Below are 16,582 nucleotides of genomic sequence, written 5' to 3'. Positions count from 1 at the left end.
ACACTTGAAAATTGCAATGGTCAGGTAAGAAAAATTCTTAAAATGAATTTTAGTTAAAGGTTTGCACAGGGTTTTTACTATTCCTCCTCCAATTCTGGATGATAGGTTTGACTGACGGGTAGTTGAATTTTCACTTTGGTGCCCAGACCTGGCTTGGAGATAAATACAATGGTCCCTTTATGTTCCTGAACGATCGATTTGGCAATGGTAAGGCCTAATCCTGGATTGGAATCTTTTGTGGTGAAAAATGGCTCGAATACCTTTTCATGGAGATGGGTTGGCACACCCTCGCCATCATCTGATATTTCCAGGGCTATTCGTTGATCGTCTTTCCTGTAGTATCGAATGGTGATCTCACCCCGATCTTTAATGGACTGGATAGAGTTCAGCAGGATATTCACCAGCATTTGGTTGATTTTTGCAGGATAACACTCTATCGGTGGGATGTTGCCAAACATTTTGTTGATAATGATACGAAAGCCGATTTCGTTGTTTAGAAGTGTCAGTGAAGTTTCAACTTCTTTTTGCAAATCTGTGAAAGAATAAAAGTTTTGTGAATCGGCTGTAAAGGATCCAAGGCTTTTGACAATACCAGTGCTTTTGTTGGCACCTTCCAGGATGGACTCTGCCAGCATGCGACTCTCCTCCATGATCATCTCCATATTGGCAGGTCTCTTTTTCCACCCATTGAGCAAGACGGTGAGTTCTTCCAGGTTTCGCATGATACATTCGGCACCTCCACGGATGTAGTTGAGTGGATTGTTGAGTTCATGGGCTATTCCCGAAGTGAGATGACCCATAGATGCCAGTTTTTCCGACTGGATCAACTGGCCCTGTGCAGCCTTGAGGTCCTCTATCGTGTGAATCAGTTCACGATTTCTATGTTCTAGTTCCTGGGTTTTTTCAAGTACACGGTTTTCAAGTTCTTCATTTCGCTCCTTAAGTAAACGACTTCTAAATCGATAGATATAAACTAATGAACTGACGATGAAAATGACAAAAACAATCCGAAACCAAACTTGCTCATAGAATGCCGCTTCAATGTGAACTTTTGGACTTCTGGCCACTTTGCTCCATTCACCATTGCCTATATGAGCTTGCACCTCAAACTGGTATGCTCCGGGAGATAGATTCGGATAGCTGACCGTGTTCTGTTCAGCAAAGGGAATGTATTCCCAATCCTCATTCAGACCAAGTAGTCTTACTCGATAACTTAGCTCTTCAATATTGTAATAGGAAGTGGACCTAAAGCTGAACTTAAGACTGTTGATTTGGAAAGAAAGGTCATACTGATCTATTGGTTTTTGATTGGCTTCTATTCCAACAATTTCTATGTTCGGCACTGGAGCTTTTCGTTTATGAGTTGGGTCAATGACGGACATGCCTTCATCTGTTCCTACCAGTAATGACCCGTCCTCAGCAAAGAGAAACGCGTTTCTATTGATCTCATTTCCTACCAGTCCGTTATTTTTGGTGTATTGATAGGTGTTCTGCGGAGTGAAGCAGAGCATTCCCGAACCAGTGCCGACCCAGAGATCTCTATCATTGGGAGAGCTGAGTGCATACACGGGTGATTCTACGGAGTAGCCTGATTCAATAATTTGTTCATTTTCAATTCTGGAGATGCCCGCAGCGGTGCCAAGGTAAAGTTGATTTTGAAAGTTGATGGCTGAATACACATTGTTTTTATACAGATCCGCTGACTGAATGACCGTGGAATCTATGAGGCTGATCACTCCGGCATCCGTCAATAACAGCTGATGAATATCATCAATCAGGATTTTGCGAATCATGGCCTCCTTAATGGGACGAAGATCCAATGCTACGGTCCAATCATTGTCTACGCGTCGATACATCACAGGACCGGCAGAGCAGTAGAGCTCCCCATCAAAACTATGTAGATCTGATGCTCCGATCAATTGCTTGCTTGAGGGAACAAGTTCCAGGCCATCTCCATTGAATTTCATGATACCCTCATAAGAGACACTTAAATAAATCTCTTCATCATGCTTGATGATGTCCATGATTCTGTTTTTGATGGCTACATTGTTAAAGGGATAATGGGTAACGTTTCCATTTTTAGTTAGTACCGATAAGCCGACATTGGAGCCTAAGTACCTATCCCCATTAGCATCTTCATAGATGGCTGTGACTTCATCTTCTATCAGGACCTCTTTATCATAGTTGAGGATGGAAAGGTCTTTTACTCTGAAAGCCCCTCTTAGCGTAGCTACCCATATGCTGCCCTCACTGTCTACCATGGCTGACATGCAGGTGTGGTCGGCAGTGTAGTAGTCAGTCAGTATTTGTTTTCTGTCACCAGTTTTAAGGTTGACTTGGGTCAAGGGTGAATTGAGACTATAATAGAGTTGATCTTGAAATAGAAAGAGACAAGTCTGACCAACCGTGGCATAATTTCCGAGCGGCTCGTTTTGGATAATGTACTGATGTTGGCTACCGTCTGCACTGATTTGTGATATGGCTCTCTCGTGCAATAAATAGATGTATTGACCATCGGCACTCATGGTCATTTTACGGATGTCAGGGTGGGAGTATAGTTTGGATACCTTTTTACCATCGGTTATCCTATAAACCTCATCTCTTGTGGCCACTAAGATTTTGTCCCTGTATTGAAGCAGGGTCACAGCATACTTTTCTGAGGATCCCGGTAGGGAAATGGATTGCCATACGCCGTTAATGAGGAAATAGACCTGCCGCCCAAATGAAAAGGCGGGATAAGAAGGTTTGCCTCCTACCCCTTTCATCATTTGGAAATTGAAGGAAGTTGCCTCACTGATTGCAGCTGGTGGCTGAATAGCTGACCAACTACCCCTTTGAAATAGAGACAGTCGGAATCCATCAGAATTGGAGCTAGCCATGATCAGACTAGAGTCCGCCAGGAGTTCCATCCTCACCTTGCCGACACCGTAGGGAATGGGTAGTGAATCGGGAAAGGTGGACCAATACATGCCATCAAATCTGCTCACACCATCTTGTGTAGCAATCCATATCTCTCCGTTTGGCATCTGAATAATATCTGTGATTCGGTTAGACGCCATACCTTTCTGATCCTTATATACTGAGGCAGGAAATACTTGCGATGAAGCCGAATAATTCGTGAGTAAAAGGCTCAACACGAGTAGTGAATGAAAGAATATTGGACCGATTTTAAGTGACATTCGAGCTATTGAACGTATTATTTTTCAGCAGAAATTGAGAAAAACTTAGGAATTTTCCTTGTAAAAACTGCTTCTATCTACCAAAATAGCTGATTTTTATGAATTGGCAGGATTTTAAAGCACTTTGGCAGGATTGGTTGATAATTAAGTCCCATCTTCGTAATGTAATCAAGACCGCCGACTGATGAAGTATTTGATTTGGTACAGTCCTAACAGTGGTGCTTACAACCACGGATCTGAAATGGATCATAAAGTAAACGAGTCCCTCACCGGAGAAAGTCTCGAAGTACTTTACGAATTAGAAGAATCGGAAATGGTATTAGTAAAAAAAATAGTGGCACAGCTCAACAATGCCAGAAATGAATCACCTGGAAGGATAGCGAGTGCTTGAATAAAAGAGAATAAAAGTAAGTCCGTTGCGCTGCAACGGTCTTGTCTATAGCTGGTTGGGGCCCCGACGTTTACCGTCGGGGTTTTTTAATGTCCAAACTTTTGGCGGGCAGAAATTGAAACTGCATTTCCTGTCTTCAGCAAGCTTTCCACTAACTTGTGCTCGAGGAACCATTATGAATCTGATGAATGACCTACTAAATAAAGAGTTACAACGCTATTGTGAAAAAGCTATCAATAATGCCAATGCCATCAATGAGGACAGAAAGGGAGTTCTTCACCAATTAGTTGACTATTTAAGCAACCCTAGTCAGTCTGGAGAAACACCTCGGCTCAATTTTATCTGCACTCATAATTCTCGCAGAAGTCATCTCAGCCAGATTTGGGCATTTACAGCAGCCTATTACTATCAGGTATCGTGCAATACGTACTCTGGTGGTACAGCAGCCACGGCATTTCACCCAAATGCGGTTGCAGCTATTAAGAAGGCGGGTTTCTCAGTATCAATGGTCGGAGAAAGCAACCCAAGATATACCATTGGTATCAACGAAAGCACTTACCTCACTGCCTGGAGTAAAACCTTTGATGATTCTACCAATCCTCAAAAGGATTTTGCAGCTATAATGACGTGTGAGGAGGCTGATGCGAATTGTCCTATCATTCCTGGCGCAGATGTACGAATACCCTTGCGCTATGAAGACCCTAAACACTATGATGGCACCCCACAGCAGCAGTCTAAGTATGAAGAGCGATCCTTCCAAATAGCTACTGAAATGTTTTATGTGTTTGGGTTAGTGGCCTCATGACCGAACAATACTGTGACATCATTATAGTAGGCGGTGGGCAAAGTGGACTGGCAGTTGCCTATTATTTGCGACGACTAAAACTTGACTATCTCATACTCGATGCTGAAAATGAGCCCGGAGGATCCTGGCAGCATTATTGGGATTCTATTAAGCTCTTTTCGCCGGCTCAATGGAGCTCACTGCCAGGGAGAATTCTGCAGGGAGGAACGTCGCATTACCCCACCAGGGAAGAAATGATCCAGTATCTGACTGATTACGAAAAGCATTATCGGCTGAAGGTACAGCGTCCGATTGAAGTTAAGTCCGTAACAAAAGAAGGAGAGCTCTTTTACCTAAACACTGATGGTGGCGACTACAGATGTAAAGTTTTGATCAGTACTACTGGTAGTTTTAAGAAGCCCATAATTCCGGACTTTACCGGACTGGACAGTTTTAACGGATCAATCATCCATTCAGCGAAGTATCAAAGTCCCACTTCTTTTGAGGGAAAACGTGTGGGCATTATCGGGGAGGGTAATAGTGGGGCGCAAATATTGGCGGAAGTGTCAAAAGTTGCAGATACCTATTGGATTACCAAAGACGATCCTGACTTTCTACCAGATCATGTAGACGGTAAGTACCTCTTTGATGCCGCCTCTCAGCTCTATGAGGCCAAAAAGAAAGGGAAGAAATTTATTCCACCATCACTTGGACATATCGTTATGGTGCCTTCGGTAGTAGATGCACGTGAGCGGGGTGTTTTGAAGCACCATGTGGGTCTGGAGACTTTTACTGCTAAAGGAATACATCTCTCAGACGGCACAACCATACTGCTAGATGCCATCATCTTTTGTACCGGATATTTGCCAGTGATTGATTACTTAAGAGGTTTGAACATTAGCTTCCGCCACAACAAGGTGGATACCCACGGCACCCGATCTCGTGAATTACCAGGACTGTGGATGGTCGGCTATGGAAGCTGGACAGGCTTTGCGTCTGCCACTGTTATAGGCGTAGGTAGATCAGCCAAAGCCACGGCTCATGAAGTAAAGGAGTATCTAAGTTGAGTTATTTGCCTGCGCAATGAACGCACTTAGTACTTTCTGGCATAAACAGCAGCCTTTTTGGATTAATCTCGTTTCCGCATCTGCTACATTTTCCGAATTGATCAGAATCAATGAGGCTTAACCACCGCTCCAGGGCTTTGAGTTTAACTTCTGATTGGCGCAAGTTTGCTTCATCAATGGTTTTGTTGTTAATGTAATCCATCCGACTGAGTCTACCCACCGCACTGTCTAGTCCCATGGGCTTGGTAGCCTCCTGCAAATCTTTGATTCGGCTGGTGAGTTCTGTGATCTTTTCTTCGATGGCCGCTTGTACTTCTCTTTTTTCATTTAGATCCATAAAGACTATTTTAACACTTTTTATGAAACTTCCCGTTAATTAACCGCGTGCATGTAGACGATCATTTTCAGTTTGAACGAAAGGCGGTTATTTTTGCAGCCAATTAATGAGACATTAGTAAAGATATGGAGCAAGTAGATCAGGACTTAAAGAAAGAACACCAGGCCAAGATCAAGCAGGTCATCAGCGAAGTAGGAAAGATCGTTGTGGGACAGGAGTACATGGTCAATAGACTGTTGATCGGATTGTTTACACAAGGTCACATCTTACTAGAAGGTGTTCCGGGTCTGGCAAAAACGCTGACAGTAAATACCCTGTCGGATGTGTTAAAACTTGATTTTAAACGAATTCAGTTTACACCAGATCTACTACCAGCCGATCTGATCGGTACCATGATTTACAATCAACAAAAAGCCGATTTTGAAGTAAAGAAAGGGCCAATCTTTGCTAACCTGATTCTTGCTGATGAGGTCAACCGATCTCCAGCCAAGGTGCAGTCTGCTTTGTTGGAAGCGATGCAGGAAAAAACAGTCACTATTGGCGAGACTACTTTCAAGCTGGACAGGCCATTCCTGGTGCTAGCCACTCAAAACCCGGTAGATCAGGAAGGTACTTATCCACTGCCTGAAGCGCAGGTAGACCGATTCATGCTGAAGGTGCATGTAGACTACCCTACCAAAGAAGAAGAGCTGGAAGTAATGCGCCGAATGGCCAATATGTCTTTCAGCCAGGAGATCAACACGGTATTGACTAAAGATGACATTTTCTCCATCAGAGAGGAGATCAATCAGGTCAGCCTTTCAGAAAGTCTGGAGCGATATATTATCGAACTCGTCTTTGCCACTCGAAACCCTAAGGACTATGGGCTCACAGAAGAAGCACAGTACATTCAGTTTGGAGCATCACCTAGAGCATCCATTAATTTGAATTTGGCGGCTAAAGCGGTAGCCTTCTTCAATGAACGGGATTACGTGCTTCCTGAAGACATTAAAGAGATCGCCGATGACGTGATGAACCACCGTATTTTGCTTAATTATGAAGCGGAAGCAGATGGAGTCACCACACACGAAATCATTCGGAGGATACTGGGTAAGGTTCAGCTATCCAAGTAAGACCCACCCAAATCAATAAAAGATGGCAGCTTTCGGGCTGCTTTTTTATTGTTCATGGTTTCTTAACAAACGTAACTCACAAGTAAAAAATGCAATATTAGTTTAATGATATCGTAACAAGCCAAGCTATAGCAGTTAACATTCCACAGACACCTTTGCATTCGTAATTGATTGAATCTATCAACAACAACGAAACGAATTAAAGGTATTAATTATGAGAAAGTTTTTTGCAATGGCATTGTTCCTATCTGGAACGCTAGTATTCACTTCATGTAGTGATGACGATGACGAACCATCTGATGCAGAGGTTCAGCAAGCTGCACTTGATGCAGTATCTGCAGCAGTAGCAGGTAAAGTATCTACAGACGAGTCAGCTTCTGGTGCTGATGAATCAGTATTCGGATGGACACTTACTAAAGGAGGTACTTACAACACTGACGCTACTGAGCGTGAGATCGTATCTGGTAATATCACTGAAGATATGACTTTCACATCTGACAAAATATGGGAAATCCAGGGAAGAGTAGCTGTTATCAACGGGGCTACTTTGACAATCGAGGCTGGAACAAGAGTAGAAGGAGCTACAGAAGTAGACGGAACAGTTCTTCAAGGAGTTGATGCTTCAGTATTGATGATTGCTAAAGGATCGAAAATCAACGCAATCGGTACTGCCGATGAGCCTATCATCATGACTGCTACTGACGAAGAAAATGGAGCAGCTACTACTAGAGGTAAGTGGGGTGGTTTGGTTGTTCTTGGTAACGCACCAATCTCTGCTGAAACTTCTCCAGCGCAAATCGAAGGTGTTCCTGCTAGTGACGCTAACGGTCTATACGGAGGTAGCAATGCTTCTGATAACTCTGGTACTATCTCTTATGTATCTATCAGACATGGTGGTGCTATCATCGATGCTGATGCAGGTGATGAAATCAACGGTCTTACACTAGGTGGTGTTGGTTCAGGAACTACGATCACAAACATTGAAATCTACGCTAATAGCGATGACGGAGTTGAATTCTTCGGTGGTACAGTAAACGTAACCAACGTAGTAGTTAACCAGGTAGGTGATGACGGTCTTGATATCGACCAGTCTTACGCTGGAACAATCACTAACTACCTGGTATGGGTAGGTGACTCTGACGAAGGCCTTGAGATCGACGGTAGAGAAGGAGACATGAAAGCTTCTTTCAAATTGGTAAACGGAACAATCGAAGCTGTTGGTGGTGCTTCTGTACACTGTGATTTCAAATCAAAAGCAATGGGCTCCGTTACTAACCTGAATGCCAACGGCGGTAAGATCAAATTGGATGCTTCTTTTGATGATGCATTTGAGTCTACGGAGAATGCGGCACAAAACGTAGTGGACGGTACACTCACATTCAGCACAGTAAATGCTACATGGGAAGTATACACTGACGATCTACCAGCTCTTCTTGAAGAATAAGATCATAGATCCACATAATTAAGTAGAATTTTTCGCAAAGCATCCGTCAGTCGACGGATGCTTTTGTTTTTAAGGAGTGTAAAGCCAATGTAACATTTGTTATCCGAATGTTACTAAATCCCCGCCTTCTCAAAATCATTGGTAATCAAAGGGTAAAACTTCTGTAACGATGGGGCTATCCTGCCAATTTACTTTTGCATCAAATTTTATTATGAAGATGAGAAAAACGGTATTAACATTAATCGTGGCGATTGCTGCTGTCCAGGCTTTTGCTCAGGATGGCTTTGTCAGAGGGAAGGTCCTAGAGGAGGCCACTGGAGAACCACTATTTGGTGCGACTGTCGTAAAAAAAGGTACTACTACTGGTGCCTCAACTGATTTTGATGGCAACTACTCCATCAAGCTACCGGCAGGAACACATGACATTGTATTCCAATCAGTTTCATTCCAAACCATCGTGCTAGAAGGAGTAGAGGTGAAGGCAGACGAGCCCACCATCCTCGATGTGGTCATGAAAGAAGATGTACAGCAACTCGGAGAAGTTGTCGTGACGGCCACAGTTGCCAAAGACAATGACATAGGGGTGATGCTAGTACAAAAGAAATCTGTCAATACACTGGACGGGATTTCATCTACCACTTTTAGAAAAATAGGTGACAGTAATTTGTCTTCTGCTATGAAACGTGTAACAGGAGTTTCTATACAAGGAGATAAGTATGTGTATGTGAGAGGGCTGGGAGATCGATACACCCTTACCTCAGTTAATGGGATGATCATCCCTGGTCTGGACCCAGATAGAAACGACGTTCAGATCGATATCTTTCCTACCGGTATTCTGGAAAACGTATTGGTATACAAAACCTTTACTCCTAACCTGCCTGGATCGTTTACTGGTGGTCTGATAGATATACAGACCAAAGCATTTCCTGAAGTACCCAGCACGTCAGTATCCATGAGCTTAGGATATAATCCAGACATGCACTTTAACTCCAACTATCTTTCCTACAATGGCTCATCTACGGATTGGTTGGGCTTTGATGATGGAAAGAGGGATTTGCCGGTGGAGCCAAATACATCCTTGCCGAGAACCAACGAAACAACCAATAAATTCGACCCAACACTTGGAGGAAAAAGGGGCACAAATTTTATGAATAGTAGCTTCTCTTTTTCTCATAGAAATCAAATCGTTGGTAAGAAACTGACTTGGGGTTACAATGCCTTGTTGACTTACAGAAATAGATCTAATTATTTCAAGGATTTTGAAAGACAGCAGTACGAGAGGAACACCACAGGGGGTAACCTTGACCTGGTGAGAGATTATCGCTCCATTGGTGATCTTGCAACTAATGAAGTCCTATGGAGTGGGTTGGCTTCCATTGCAGCTAAATCAACCAATACTACTATTGGAACAACCTTCATCAATATCCAGAACGGACAAAGCACTGCGCTGAAAAGAACCAGAAGAAATACGGCTCTCAATAACCCGGCATTTATTTACAATGACATTCTGAGCTACACCGAAAGACATATGTTTAACAACATTACCTACGGTAAGCATCAGATTGGAGATTTTCGTATCAACTGGACCAATTCTTTGATTCTATCAAACCAATATGAGCCTGATTATAGAGAAACAGGCATCAACAATGACGATGGAGAATATGCATTTAGAAACGGTGGTAAAATCAATCGATTCTGGAGAAATCTGGATGAACTGAATGAAAGCTTCAAGCTAGATTTTGATTATGACCTGAACGAGAAAAATACGATCAAATTTGGATCTATGATCAACTATCGTGACCGTGAATTCTCAGTGTATAACTATTTCTATGACAACCTGATATCTCAAAACGTAGATAGCTCGGACCCAAATGACCTGAGAGATAATTTTATCAGTGCTGACAGACCACAAGGACTGGTAATTCAAAATAGTACCGATATAAGTAACTTCTACGATGGTACCCAAACAATCCTTGGCATCTATGCAATGAATGAGATGCAGGTCACTGACAAGTTAAAATCTGTCTATGGGGTACGAATGGAAAAGGTAGGTATGAACTACGCTGGCGTGATTTCCGAAAATGGTAATGATGTGGAAATCGATGAGAAAACACTTGATGAAACCAACTTCTTGCCCTCTGTGAGTTTGATTTATAACCTATCCGAAAACATGAATGTGAGAGGGTCATTTACCAAGACTTTGGCTAGACCATCCTTTAGAGAAAAATCAGGTGCTTTTATAGATGATCCGGTATCAGGACTAACATTTATTGGTAACATCGATGTGAAGCAGGCTGAAATTCTGAACTACGACCTGAGATGGGAAAACTTCTATAATCCGGGTGAAATGGTTTCTGCATCATTATTCTACAAGGATTTTACTAACCACATCGCAATCGTTTCTTATGAAGTAGCACCAAATCAGGTGACTCCTAGAAATGTGGGCAGCGCGGTAGCTTTTGGAGCTGAATTTGAAGCCCGTAAGAATCTTTCATTCTTGGGTCCATTGTTCAACAATTTCTCTACAGGCGGTAATTTCACCTACACCATTTCAAGGGTAGATCGACAAACTGTTACTGTTGGAGAGGTAGACGGAGTAGAAGTAAACGAGTACCAAAGTGAGGTTGCATTTAAGGGAACTGAAAATGGATTGGATAGATATAGAAATATGAGTATGCAGGCTCCATTCTCCATCAATGCTTTCTTAAACTATGAGACACAAGAACAAGATTGGCAAGCAAACCTTTCTTATAACGTACAGGGCCAAACGCTAACCTATGTGAGTGCGTCTATCGTTCCTGAGGTTTACACTAGTCCATTCCACAGCTTGAATTTCAAAGTATCAAAAAGCTTTGGCAAAGACCTGGGATCATCAGTAAGCCTAAGAATTCAAAATATTCTGGACGATAATAATGAGTTGACTTATCGTACCGAATCTGAAACAGCAGTGTTCCAAAACAGAAACCCTGGTAGAACCTTTACTGTTTCTTACAGCTATTCATTTTAAATAACTCATCTTCATTACATTTAAAATGGATTATAGCCCTGACGGACGCGTCGGGGCTTTTTTTGTTTTAAGCTTTAATAAGCATTGTTTACCTGCATCAGCTGATCTTTCACCGTGGAGATTTGTGCTTCAATAGTTCGGAGCTGGGTCAAATAACGCTTTCTAGAGGCACCATCAGATTTGGCCACTTTCTTACTCGTTTTTTTGGCATCCTTTTCCAGGTCCTCCAGTTTTTCTTCTAACTGATCCACCGCAAAGGAAACTTTGAAAGACTGCATGATCAGTTTCACCTGTTGGTAGTAGGAATCTTGCTTACTCTCGGGCACTCCACTTTTGTCTAGGGTGAGAAAAAATGCACTTCCATTCTTATTAGCCATGGACTTGCTCAGTAGGTTGAGGTTCACATTGCCACTATTCAACTCACTGGGTATGGTCACTTGATAGTATCCTTTCATGTTTAAGGGCCGACCAAATTCGCGACAATACCTCCACCAGGCTTTTTCAAGTTTTTTTGCGGAGACATCAAAACGAGTTAAATAGCCCTTTCGATTGGATCCACCCACTGCCAGTGTGGTTTCCTCAATCCTCGGGTCGAATGCTTGACTCCATCCTGTCAGACACAAAAAAAATAGCGTAGAAAAAAAGAGGATTCGGCTTGTCATATGTTGTCCTAGTTATGGCAAAGATATTAATCACCGGAGGAACCGGCCTTGTTGGTACCCATCTCAGCAAAATTCTTTCCAAAAGTGGTCATGAGATTTCACACTTGAGTAGATCAGCTGATCCAGACGCAACATATCCCACCTTTAAGTGGAATATACAGGAAAAATACATAGACCCGAAAGCATTTGACGGAATAGACCACATCATCCACCTGGCAGGAGCTGGAGTAGCCGACAAGCGATGGAGTATGGAACGAAAGCAAGTGATCATCGATAGTCGGGTGAACTCTACACGCTTGCTTAAAGAACAAGTTTCCAACCTGGGCATAACCTTGAAATCATTCATCAGTGCCAGTGCCATTGGCTACTACGGTATGGATACTGGAGAGGCTCATTTGAAAGAAGACTCCAGTTCTGGCGAAGATTTTCTCGCTCAAGTGGTTAAAAAATGGGAGTCAGAAGCAGACACGTTCTCGGATATTACCTCAGTTGCCAAAGTCAGGATAGGTGTGGTACTGTCTGACGAGGGTGGAGCGATGGCCGAGATAGTCAAACCAATCAAATTTTATGTGGGTGCTCCGTTAGGCACTGGTCTCCAATACATGAGTTGGATTCACATCGAAGATCTTTGTCTGGTTTTTAAGCATGTGTTGGAGCAAAAACTCAGTGGAACCTACAACGCTACGGCACCAAATCCCGTATCAAATGAGGCGCTAACCAAAACGCTGGCCAGAGTACTGAATAAGCCACTGTGGTTGCCAAATGTTCCTGCATTTGTCATGCGTTTGATGCTTGGCGAAATGGCGGAAATGGTACTGGGAGGTAACTACGTGCTCTCAGATAAAATCCAGTCCACTGGTTTTAAGTTTAAGTTTACTGAGGTTGAAGCTGCTGTTAAAGATTTGATCAACTCCTGAAGTTAATACGAAACCACTTATCTTCAGCCCTATATTAACCCTAATACATTTTTTATGACAGAGAAGGAAAGCAAGCAAGAAGAAAAGATCCTGGAAGCCTTCAAGGATCGTGATTGGAATGAAATCAAAAGCTCCGATTCATGGGCTATTTTTAAGATCATGTCAGAGTTTGTGGATGGTTTCGAGAAGCTTGCCAAAATAGGACCATGTGTATCCATATTCGGTTCTGCAAGGACCAAAGAGGACCACAAATATTTCAAAATGGCCGAAGACATTGCTGCAAGGCTAGTTAGGCATGGATATGGTGTGATCACCGGTGGCGGGCCTGGTATCATGGAAGCGGGTAACCGTGGAGCTCACAAGCAAGGAGGTAAGTCCGTAGGTTTAAATATTGACCTTCCATTCGAACAGCACAACAACATTTACATAGATCGAGATAAACTCATTAATTTTGACTACTTCTTCGTCAGGAAGGTGATGTTCGTCAAGTATTCACAAGGCTTTATTGTGATGCCAGGAGGATTTGGCACATTGGATGAACTCTTTGAGGCCATCACACTCATTCAAACCAAGAAAATAGGACAGTTCCCCATTGTGCTGGTAGGCAAAGAGTACTGGGGAGGACTATTTGATTGGGTAAAAAATGTACTCCTGGCAGAGAAAAATATTAATGAAGACGATCTTGATTTATTCAAGATGGTAGATACCGCGGAGGAGGCTGTCCACGAGATAGACGACTTCTACAGCAAGTATCTATTGAGTCCGAACTTCTAAGAACTCGAGCTTAAGAAACCATAGCAGAATGACCCTGGTAAATGCAGAAGTGGATCGCCCGAGCGATTCAGTAGAAAAACAGCAATCCATAGAAATATTTGGTGCCCGAGAGCACAACCTGAAAGAGGTCAATCTGACCATCCCCAGGAATCAACTGGTGGTGATCACCGGCATCAGCGGGAGTGGTAAATCTTCGTTGGCTTTTGATACCATCTATGCCGAAGGTCAGCGTAGATACATGGAGAGTTTTTCTGCCTACGCCAGATCCTTCATTGGCGACATGGAGCGGCCGGATGTAGACAAGATCAATGGACTGAGTCCGGTAATATCAATCGAACAAAAAACGACTTCCAGAAACCCTCGCTCCACGGTTGGGACCGTTACCGAAATTTATGACTTTCTGCGGTTGCTTTATGCACGAGCCGGAGAGGCCTACTCCTACCTCTCGGGTAAGAAAATGGTCAAGCAATCTGAAGATCAGATTCTCGAACACATCCTGAAAAGTTACGATGGAGAGAAGCTAATTATACTGGCGCCAGTAGTAAAAGGTCGTAAAGGTCATTACCGCGAGTTATTTGTACAAATCAGAAAAATGGGCTTCACCAAAGTGCGAGTGAATGGTGAGATCCAGGATTTGGTACCCAAAATGCAAGTAGATCGCTACAAGACTCATGATATAGAAATTGTAGTAGACCGTGTAATTGTAAAGAGTACGGATGAAAAACGCATCCGCCAGTCCATTCAGACGGCTTTCAAGCAGGCCAATGGCATCTTGATGGTACAGGACCAGAATGGTGAGATTGCCCATTTTTCCAAATACCTGATGGATCCAGAGTCTGGTCTATCCTACGATGAGCCAGCACCGAATACATTTTCGTTCAATAGCCCCTATGGAGCCTGCCAGAAGTGTAATGGACTGGGAGTCATTGAAGAGATCTCAAGAGAATCAGTCATTCCTGATGATAAGTTGTCCATCAGTCGAGGTGGTATTGCTCCATTAGGAGAGTATCGGGATATCTGGATCTTCAAAAAAATAGAGGCCATCCTTAAGCGCAACAAAGTAAACCTGACTACACCGATCAAAGACATTCCGGAGAAGGTGATGGATTTGCTGCTTTATGGCGACAGCATTCCTGTGGCGGTGAGTTCTGTGAAATATCCCGGTACCGACTGGAATACCAAGTTTGAAGGAATCATCAAGTTTCTTGAAAAGCAAAAGGATGCGGGAAGCGATAAAATCCGTCAGTGGGTGGAAGAGTTCACTGATGTAGCTACTTGCCCGGACTGTGAGGGTTACCGGCTCAAAAAGGAGTCACTCCACTTCAAAATTGCAGATAAACACATTGGTGAGCTTGCAGAGCTCAACATCAATCGACTGGCTGAATGGTTCGTGGACCTGGAGAGCCGACTGGACGATCGTCAAAATGTGATCGCGGCTGAGATTTTGAAAGAAATCCGAAAACGAATTGGGTTCTTGCTAGATGTAGGCCTCACCTACCTCAGCCTCAATCGGCCGCTCAGAACACTATCAGGTGGAGAAGCACAGCGTATCCGCCTGGCTACTCAGATTGGTACTCAGCTGGTTAATGTACTCTACATCCTTGACGAACCGAGCATCGGATTGCACCAACGCGACAATGTGAAATTGATCCAGGCACTTAAAGATCTGCGGGACCTGGGAAATACGGTTATTGTGGTCGAGCATGACAAAGACATGATGTTGGAGTCTGATTTCATCGTGGATATTGGTCCGGGAGCAGGTCGGCATGGAGGTCATATCATGGCGGCTCAGCCACCTAAGGATTTTCTCAACAATAAGTCCCTCACGTCGGATTATTTGACTGGTAAACTCTCCATAGAAGTACCAAAAGAAAGAAGAAAAGGCAACGGAGAATTCCTGGAACTGAAAGGTGCAACAGGTCACAACCTCAAAAACGTAAACCTCAAATTGCCGCTAGGTGTATTGCTTTGTGTGACTGGAGTTTCTGGCAGCGGTAAATCATCCCTGATCCACGAAACGCTCTATCCTATACTGAGGAAGTTTTTCTACAAATCAAGAGCGGAAGCCTTACCACACAAAGAGCTGAAAGGCTTGGAGCAGATAGATAAGGTGATCGAAGTAGATCAGTCCCCTATTGGGCGTACGCCAAGGTCTAACCCAGCTACCTATACTGGTGTTTTCACGGACATTAGAGCGTTATTTTCAGAGCTGCCAGAAGCCAAAATACGTGGATATAAGCCGGGCCGCTTTTCATTCAATGTGAAGGGTGGTCGCTGTGAAACCTGCCAGGGAGGAGGTATGCGCGTGATCGAAATGGACTTCTTACCAGATGTACATGTTCCCTGTGAAACCTGCAAAGGTAAGCGCTACAACCGGGAAACGCTGGAAGTACGCTTCAAAGGTAAGTCCATCTCTGATGTGCTGGATATGACCGTGGAACAGGCGGTAGAGTTTTTTGAAAACCAACCTAAAATTCTGAAGAAGATTGAGACGCTCAATGAAGTTGGGCTGGGATATATCTCTCTGGGTCAGCATGCGACTACCCTGTCTGGAGGTGAAGCGCAGCGAGTAAAACTTGCGACTGAGCTGTCCAAACGAGATACCGGCAAGACATTTTATATCCTGGATGAACCAACCACTGGGCTGCATTTCCAGGATATTCAGCATTTGTTGGAAGTGGTCCAAAAGTTAGTGTCCAAAGGAAACTCGGTGTTGATTATTGAGCACAATCTGGATGTGATCAAAGTAGCCGATCACATCGTGGACCTTGGACCAGAAGGCGGTGAAGGCGGAGGACAGATCATAGCACAGGGGACTCCAGAAGAAGTGGCGAAGAGCAAAGAAAGTTATACCGCACAGTTTTTAAGAGATGAACTCAAGTGACCATTGGTGTAAAAAAAGGTCTTT

The 16,582-nt window shown here is 43.4% G+C and carries 12 protein-coding genes; 9 read left to right on the top strand and 3 right to left on the bottom strand.

Annotated features, from left to right (window positions below; all coding sequences use genetic code 11):
* Window positions 1-77: 77 nt before the first annotated feature.
* Window positions 78-3,179 (bottom strand): sensor histidine kinase, encoded by a 3,102-nt coding sequence (locus ACO067_RS10940; RefSeq protein WP_421873971.1) that lies wholly within the window; start codon window positions 3,177-3,179, stop codon window positions 78-80.
* Between the two features lie 184 nt (window positions 3,180-3,363).
* Here ACO067_RS10940 and ACO067_RS10935 point away from each other — a divergent pair, with 184 nt between their 5' ends.
* The 3 genes from ACO067_RS10935 to ACO067_RS10925 all read left to right on the top strand — a co-directional run bounded on the left by ACO067_RS10935 (window position 3,364) and on the right by ACO067_RS10925 (window position 5,421).
* Window positions 3,364-3,570, top strand: a complete 207-nt coding sequence (locus ACO067_RS10935) for a hypothetical protein (protein WP_421873969.1) — start codon at window positions 3,364-3,366, stop codon at window positions 3,568-3,570.
* Window positions 3,571-3,754: 184 nt separating this feature from the next.
* Entirely contained in the window at window positions 3,755-4,375 is a 621-nt protein-coding gene (locus tag ACO067_RS10930; RefSeq protein ID WP_421873967.1) for a protein-tyrosine-phosphatase, read from the top strand.
* Window positions 4,372-5,421 carry an ArsO family NAD(P)H-dependent flavin-containing monooxygenase gene (locus tag ACO067_RS10925; RefSeq protein ID WP_421873965.1) on the top strand — a complete coding sequence of 350 codons (1,050 nt, stop codon included), beginning with the start codon at window positions 4,372-4,374 and terminating at the stop codon, window positions 5,419-5,421. The genes ACO067_RS10930 and ACO067_RS10925 overlap by 4 nt, the downstream gene beginning before the upstream one ends.
* A 1-nt stretch (window position 5,422) precedes the next feature.
* Here the strand turns inward: ACO067_RS10925 and ACO067_RS10920 are convergent, their stop codons facing one another.
* A complete protein-coding gene (locus tag ACO067_RS10920) occupies window positions 5,423-5,758 on the bottom strand; it encodes a TraR/DksA family transcriptional regulator (RefSeq protein ID WP_421873963.1) in 336 nt (111 codons plus the stop codon).
* A gap of 125 nt (window positions 5,759-5,883) precedes the next feature.
* On the opposite strand from ACO067_RS10920, the gene ACO067_RS10915 reads away from it, so the two are divergent.
* The 3 genes from ACO067_RS10915 to ACO067_RS10905 all read left to right on the top strand — a co-directional run bounded on the left by ACO067_RS10915 (window position 5,884) and on the right by ACO067_RS10905 (window position 11,321).
* A complete protein-coding gene (locus tag ACO067_RS10915) occupies window positions 5,884-6,870 on the top strand; it encodes an AAA family ATPase (RefSeq protein ID WP_421873961.1) in 987 nt (328 codons plus the stop codon).
* A 214-nt stretch (window positions 6,871-7,084) separates the two neighbouring features.
* Entirely contained in the window at window positions 7,085-8,314 is a 1,230-nt protein-coding gene (locus ACO067_RS10910) for a hypothetical protein (RefSeq protein WP_421873959.1), read from the top strand.
* Between the two features lie 217 nt (window positions 8,315-8,531).
* A complete protein-coding gene (locus ACO067_RS10905) occupies window positions 8,532-11,321 on the top strand; it encodes a TonB-dependent receptor domain-containing protein (protein ID WP_421873957.1) in 2,790 nt (929 codons plus the stop codon).
* A 74-nt stretch (window positions 11,322-11,395) separates the two neighbouring features.
* Here ACO067_RS10905 and ACO067_RS10900 read toward each other — a convergent pair whose 3' ends face one another.
* Window positions 11,396-11,983 carry a hypothetical protein gene (locus ACO067_RS10900; RefSeq protein WP_421873955.1) on the bottom strand — a complete coding sequence of 196 codons (588 nt, stop codon included), beginning with the start codon at window positions 11,981-11,983 and terminating at the stop codon, window positions 11,396-11,398.
* A gap of 14 nt (window positions 11,984-11,997) precedes the next feature.
* On the opposite strand from ACO067_RS10900, the gene ACO067_RS10895 reads away from it, so the two are divergent.
* From ACO067_RS10895 to uvrA, 3 genes are read left to right on the top strand one after another with little or no spacing between them, the layout of a single operon-like run.
* The gene (locus tag ACO067_RS10895) at window positions 11,998-12,900 is read left to right on the top strand and encodes a TIGR01777 family oxidoreductase (RefSeq protein ID WP_421873953.1); all 903 of its coding nucleotides are present in this window, start codon (window positions 11,998-12,000) and stop codon (window positions 12,898-12,900) included.
* Window positions 12,901-12,954: 54 nt separating this feature from the next.
* On the top strand, window positions 12,955-13,674 hold the full coding sequence (locus ACO067_RS10890) for a TIGR00730 family Rossman fold protein (protein ID WP_421873951.1): 720 nt from the start codon (window positions 12,955-12,957) through the stop codon (window positions 13,672-13,674).
* A gap of 28 nt (window positions 13,675-13,702) precedes the next feature.
* Window positions 13,703-16,558 carry an excinuclease ABC subunit UvrA gene (uvrA, locus tag ACO067_RS10885; RefSeq protein ID WP_421873950.1) on the top strand — a complete coding sequence of 952 codons (2,856 nt, stop codon included), beginning with the start codon at window positions 13,703-13,705 and terminating at the stop codon, window positions 16,556-16,558.
* Window positions 16,559-16,582 lie beyond the last annotated feature (24 nt).

The organism is Marinoscillum sp., assembly GCF_965229915.1.
Taxonomy (GTDB): Bacteria; Bacteroidota; Bacteroidia; order Cytophagales; family Cyclobacteriaceae; genus Marinoscillum.
Note: the sequence above shows the minus strand (reverse complement) of the source record. Positions and strands in the feature narration are given on the sequence as shown.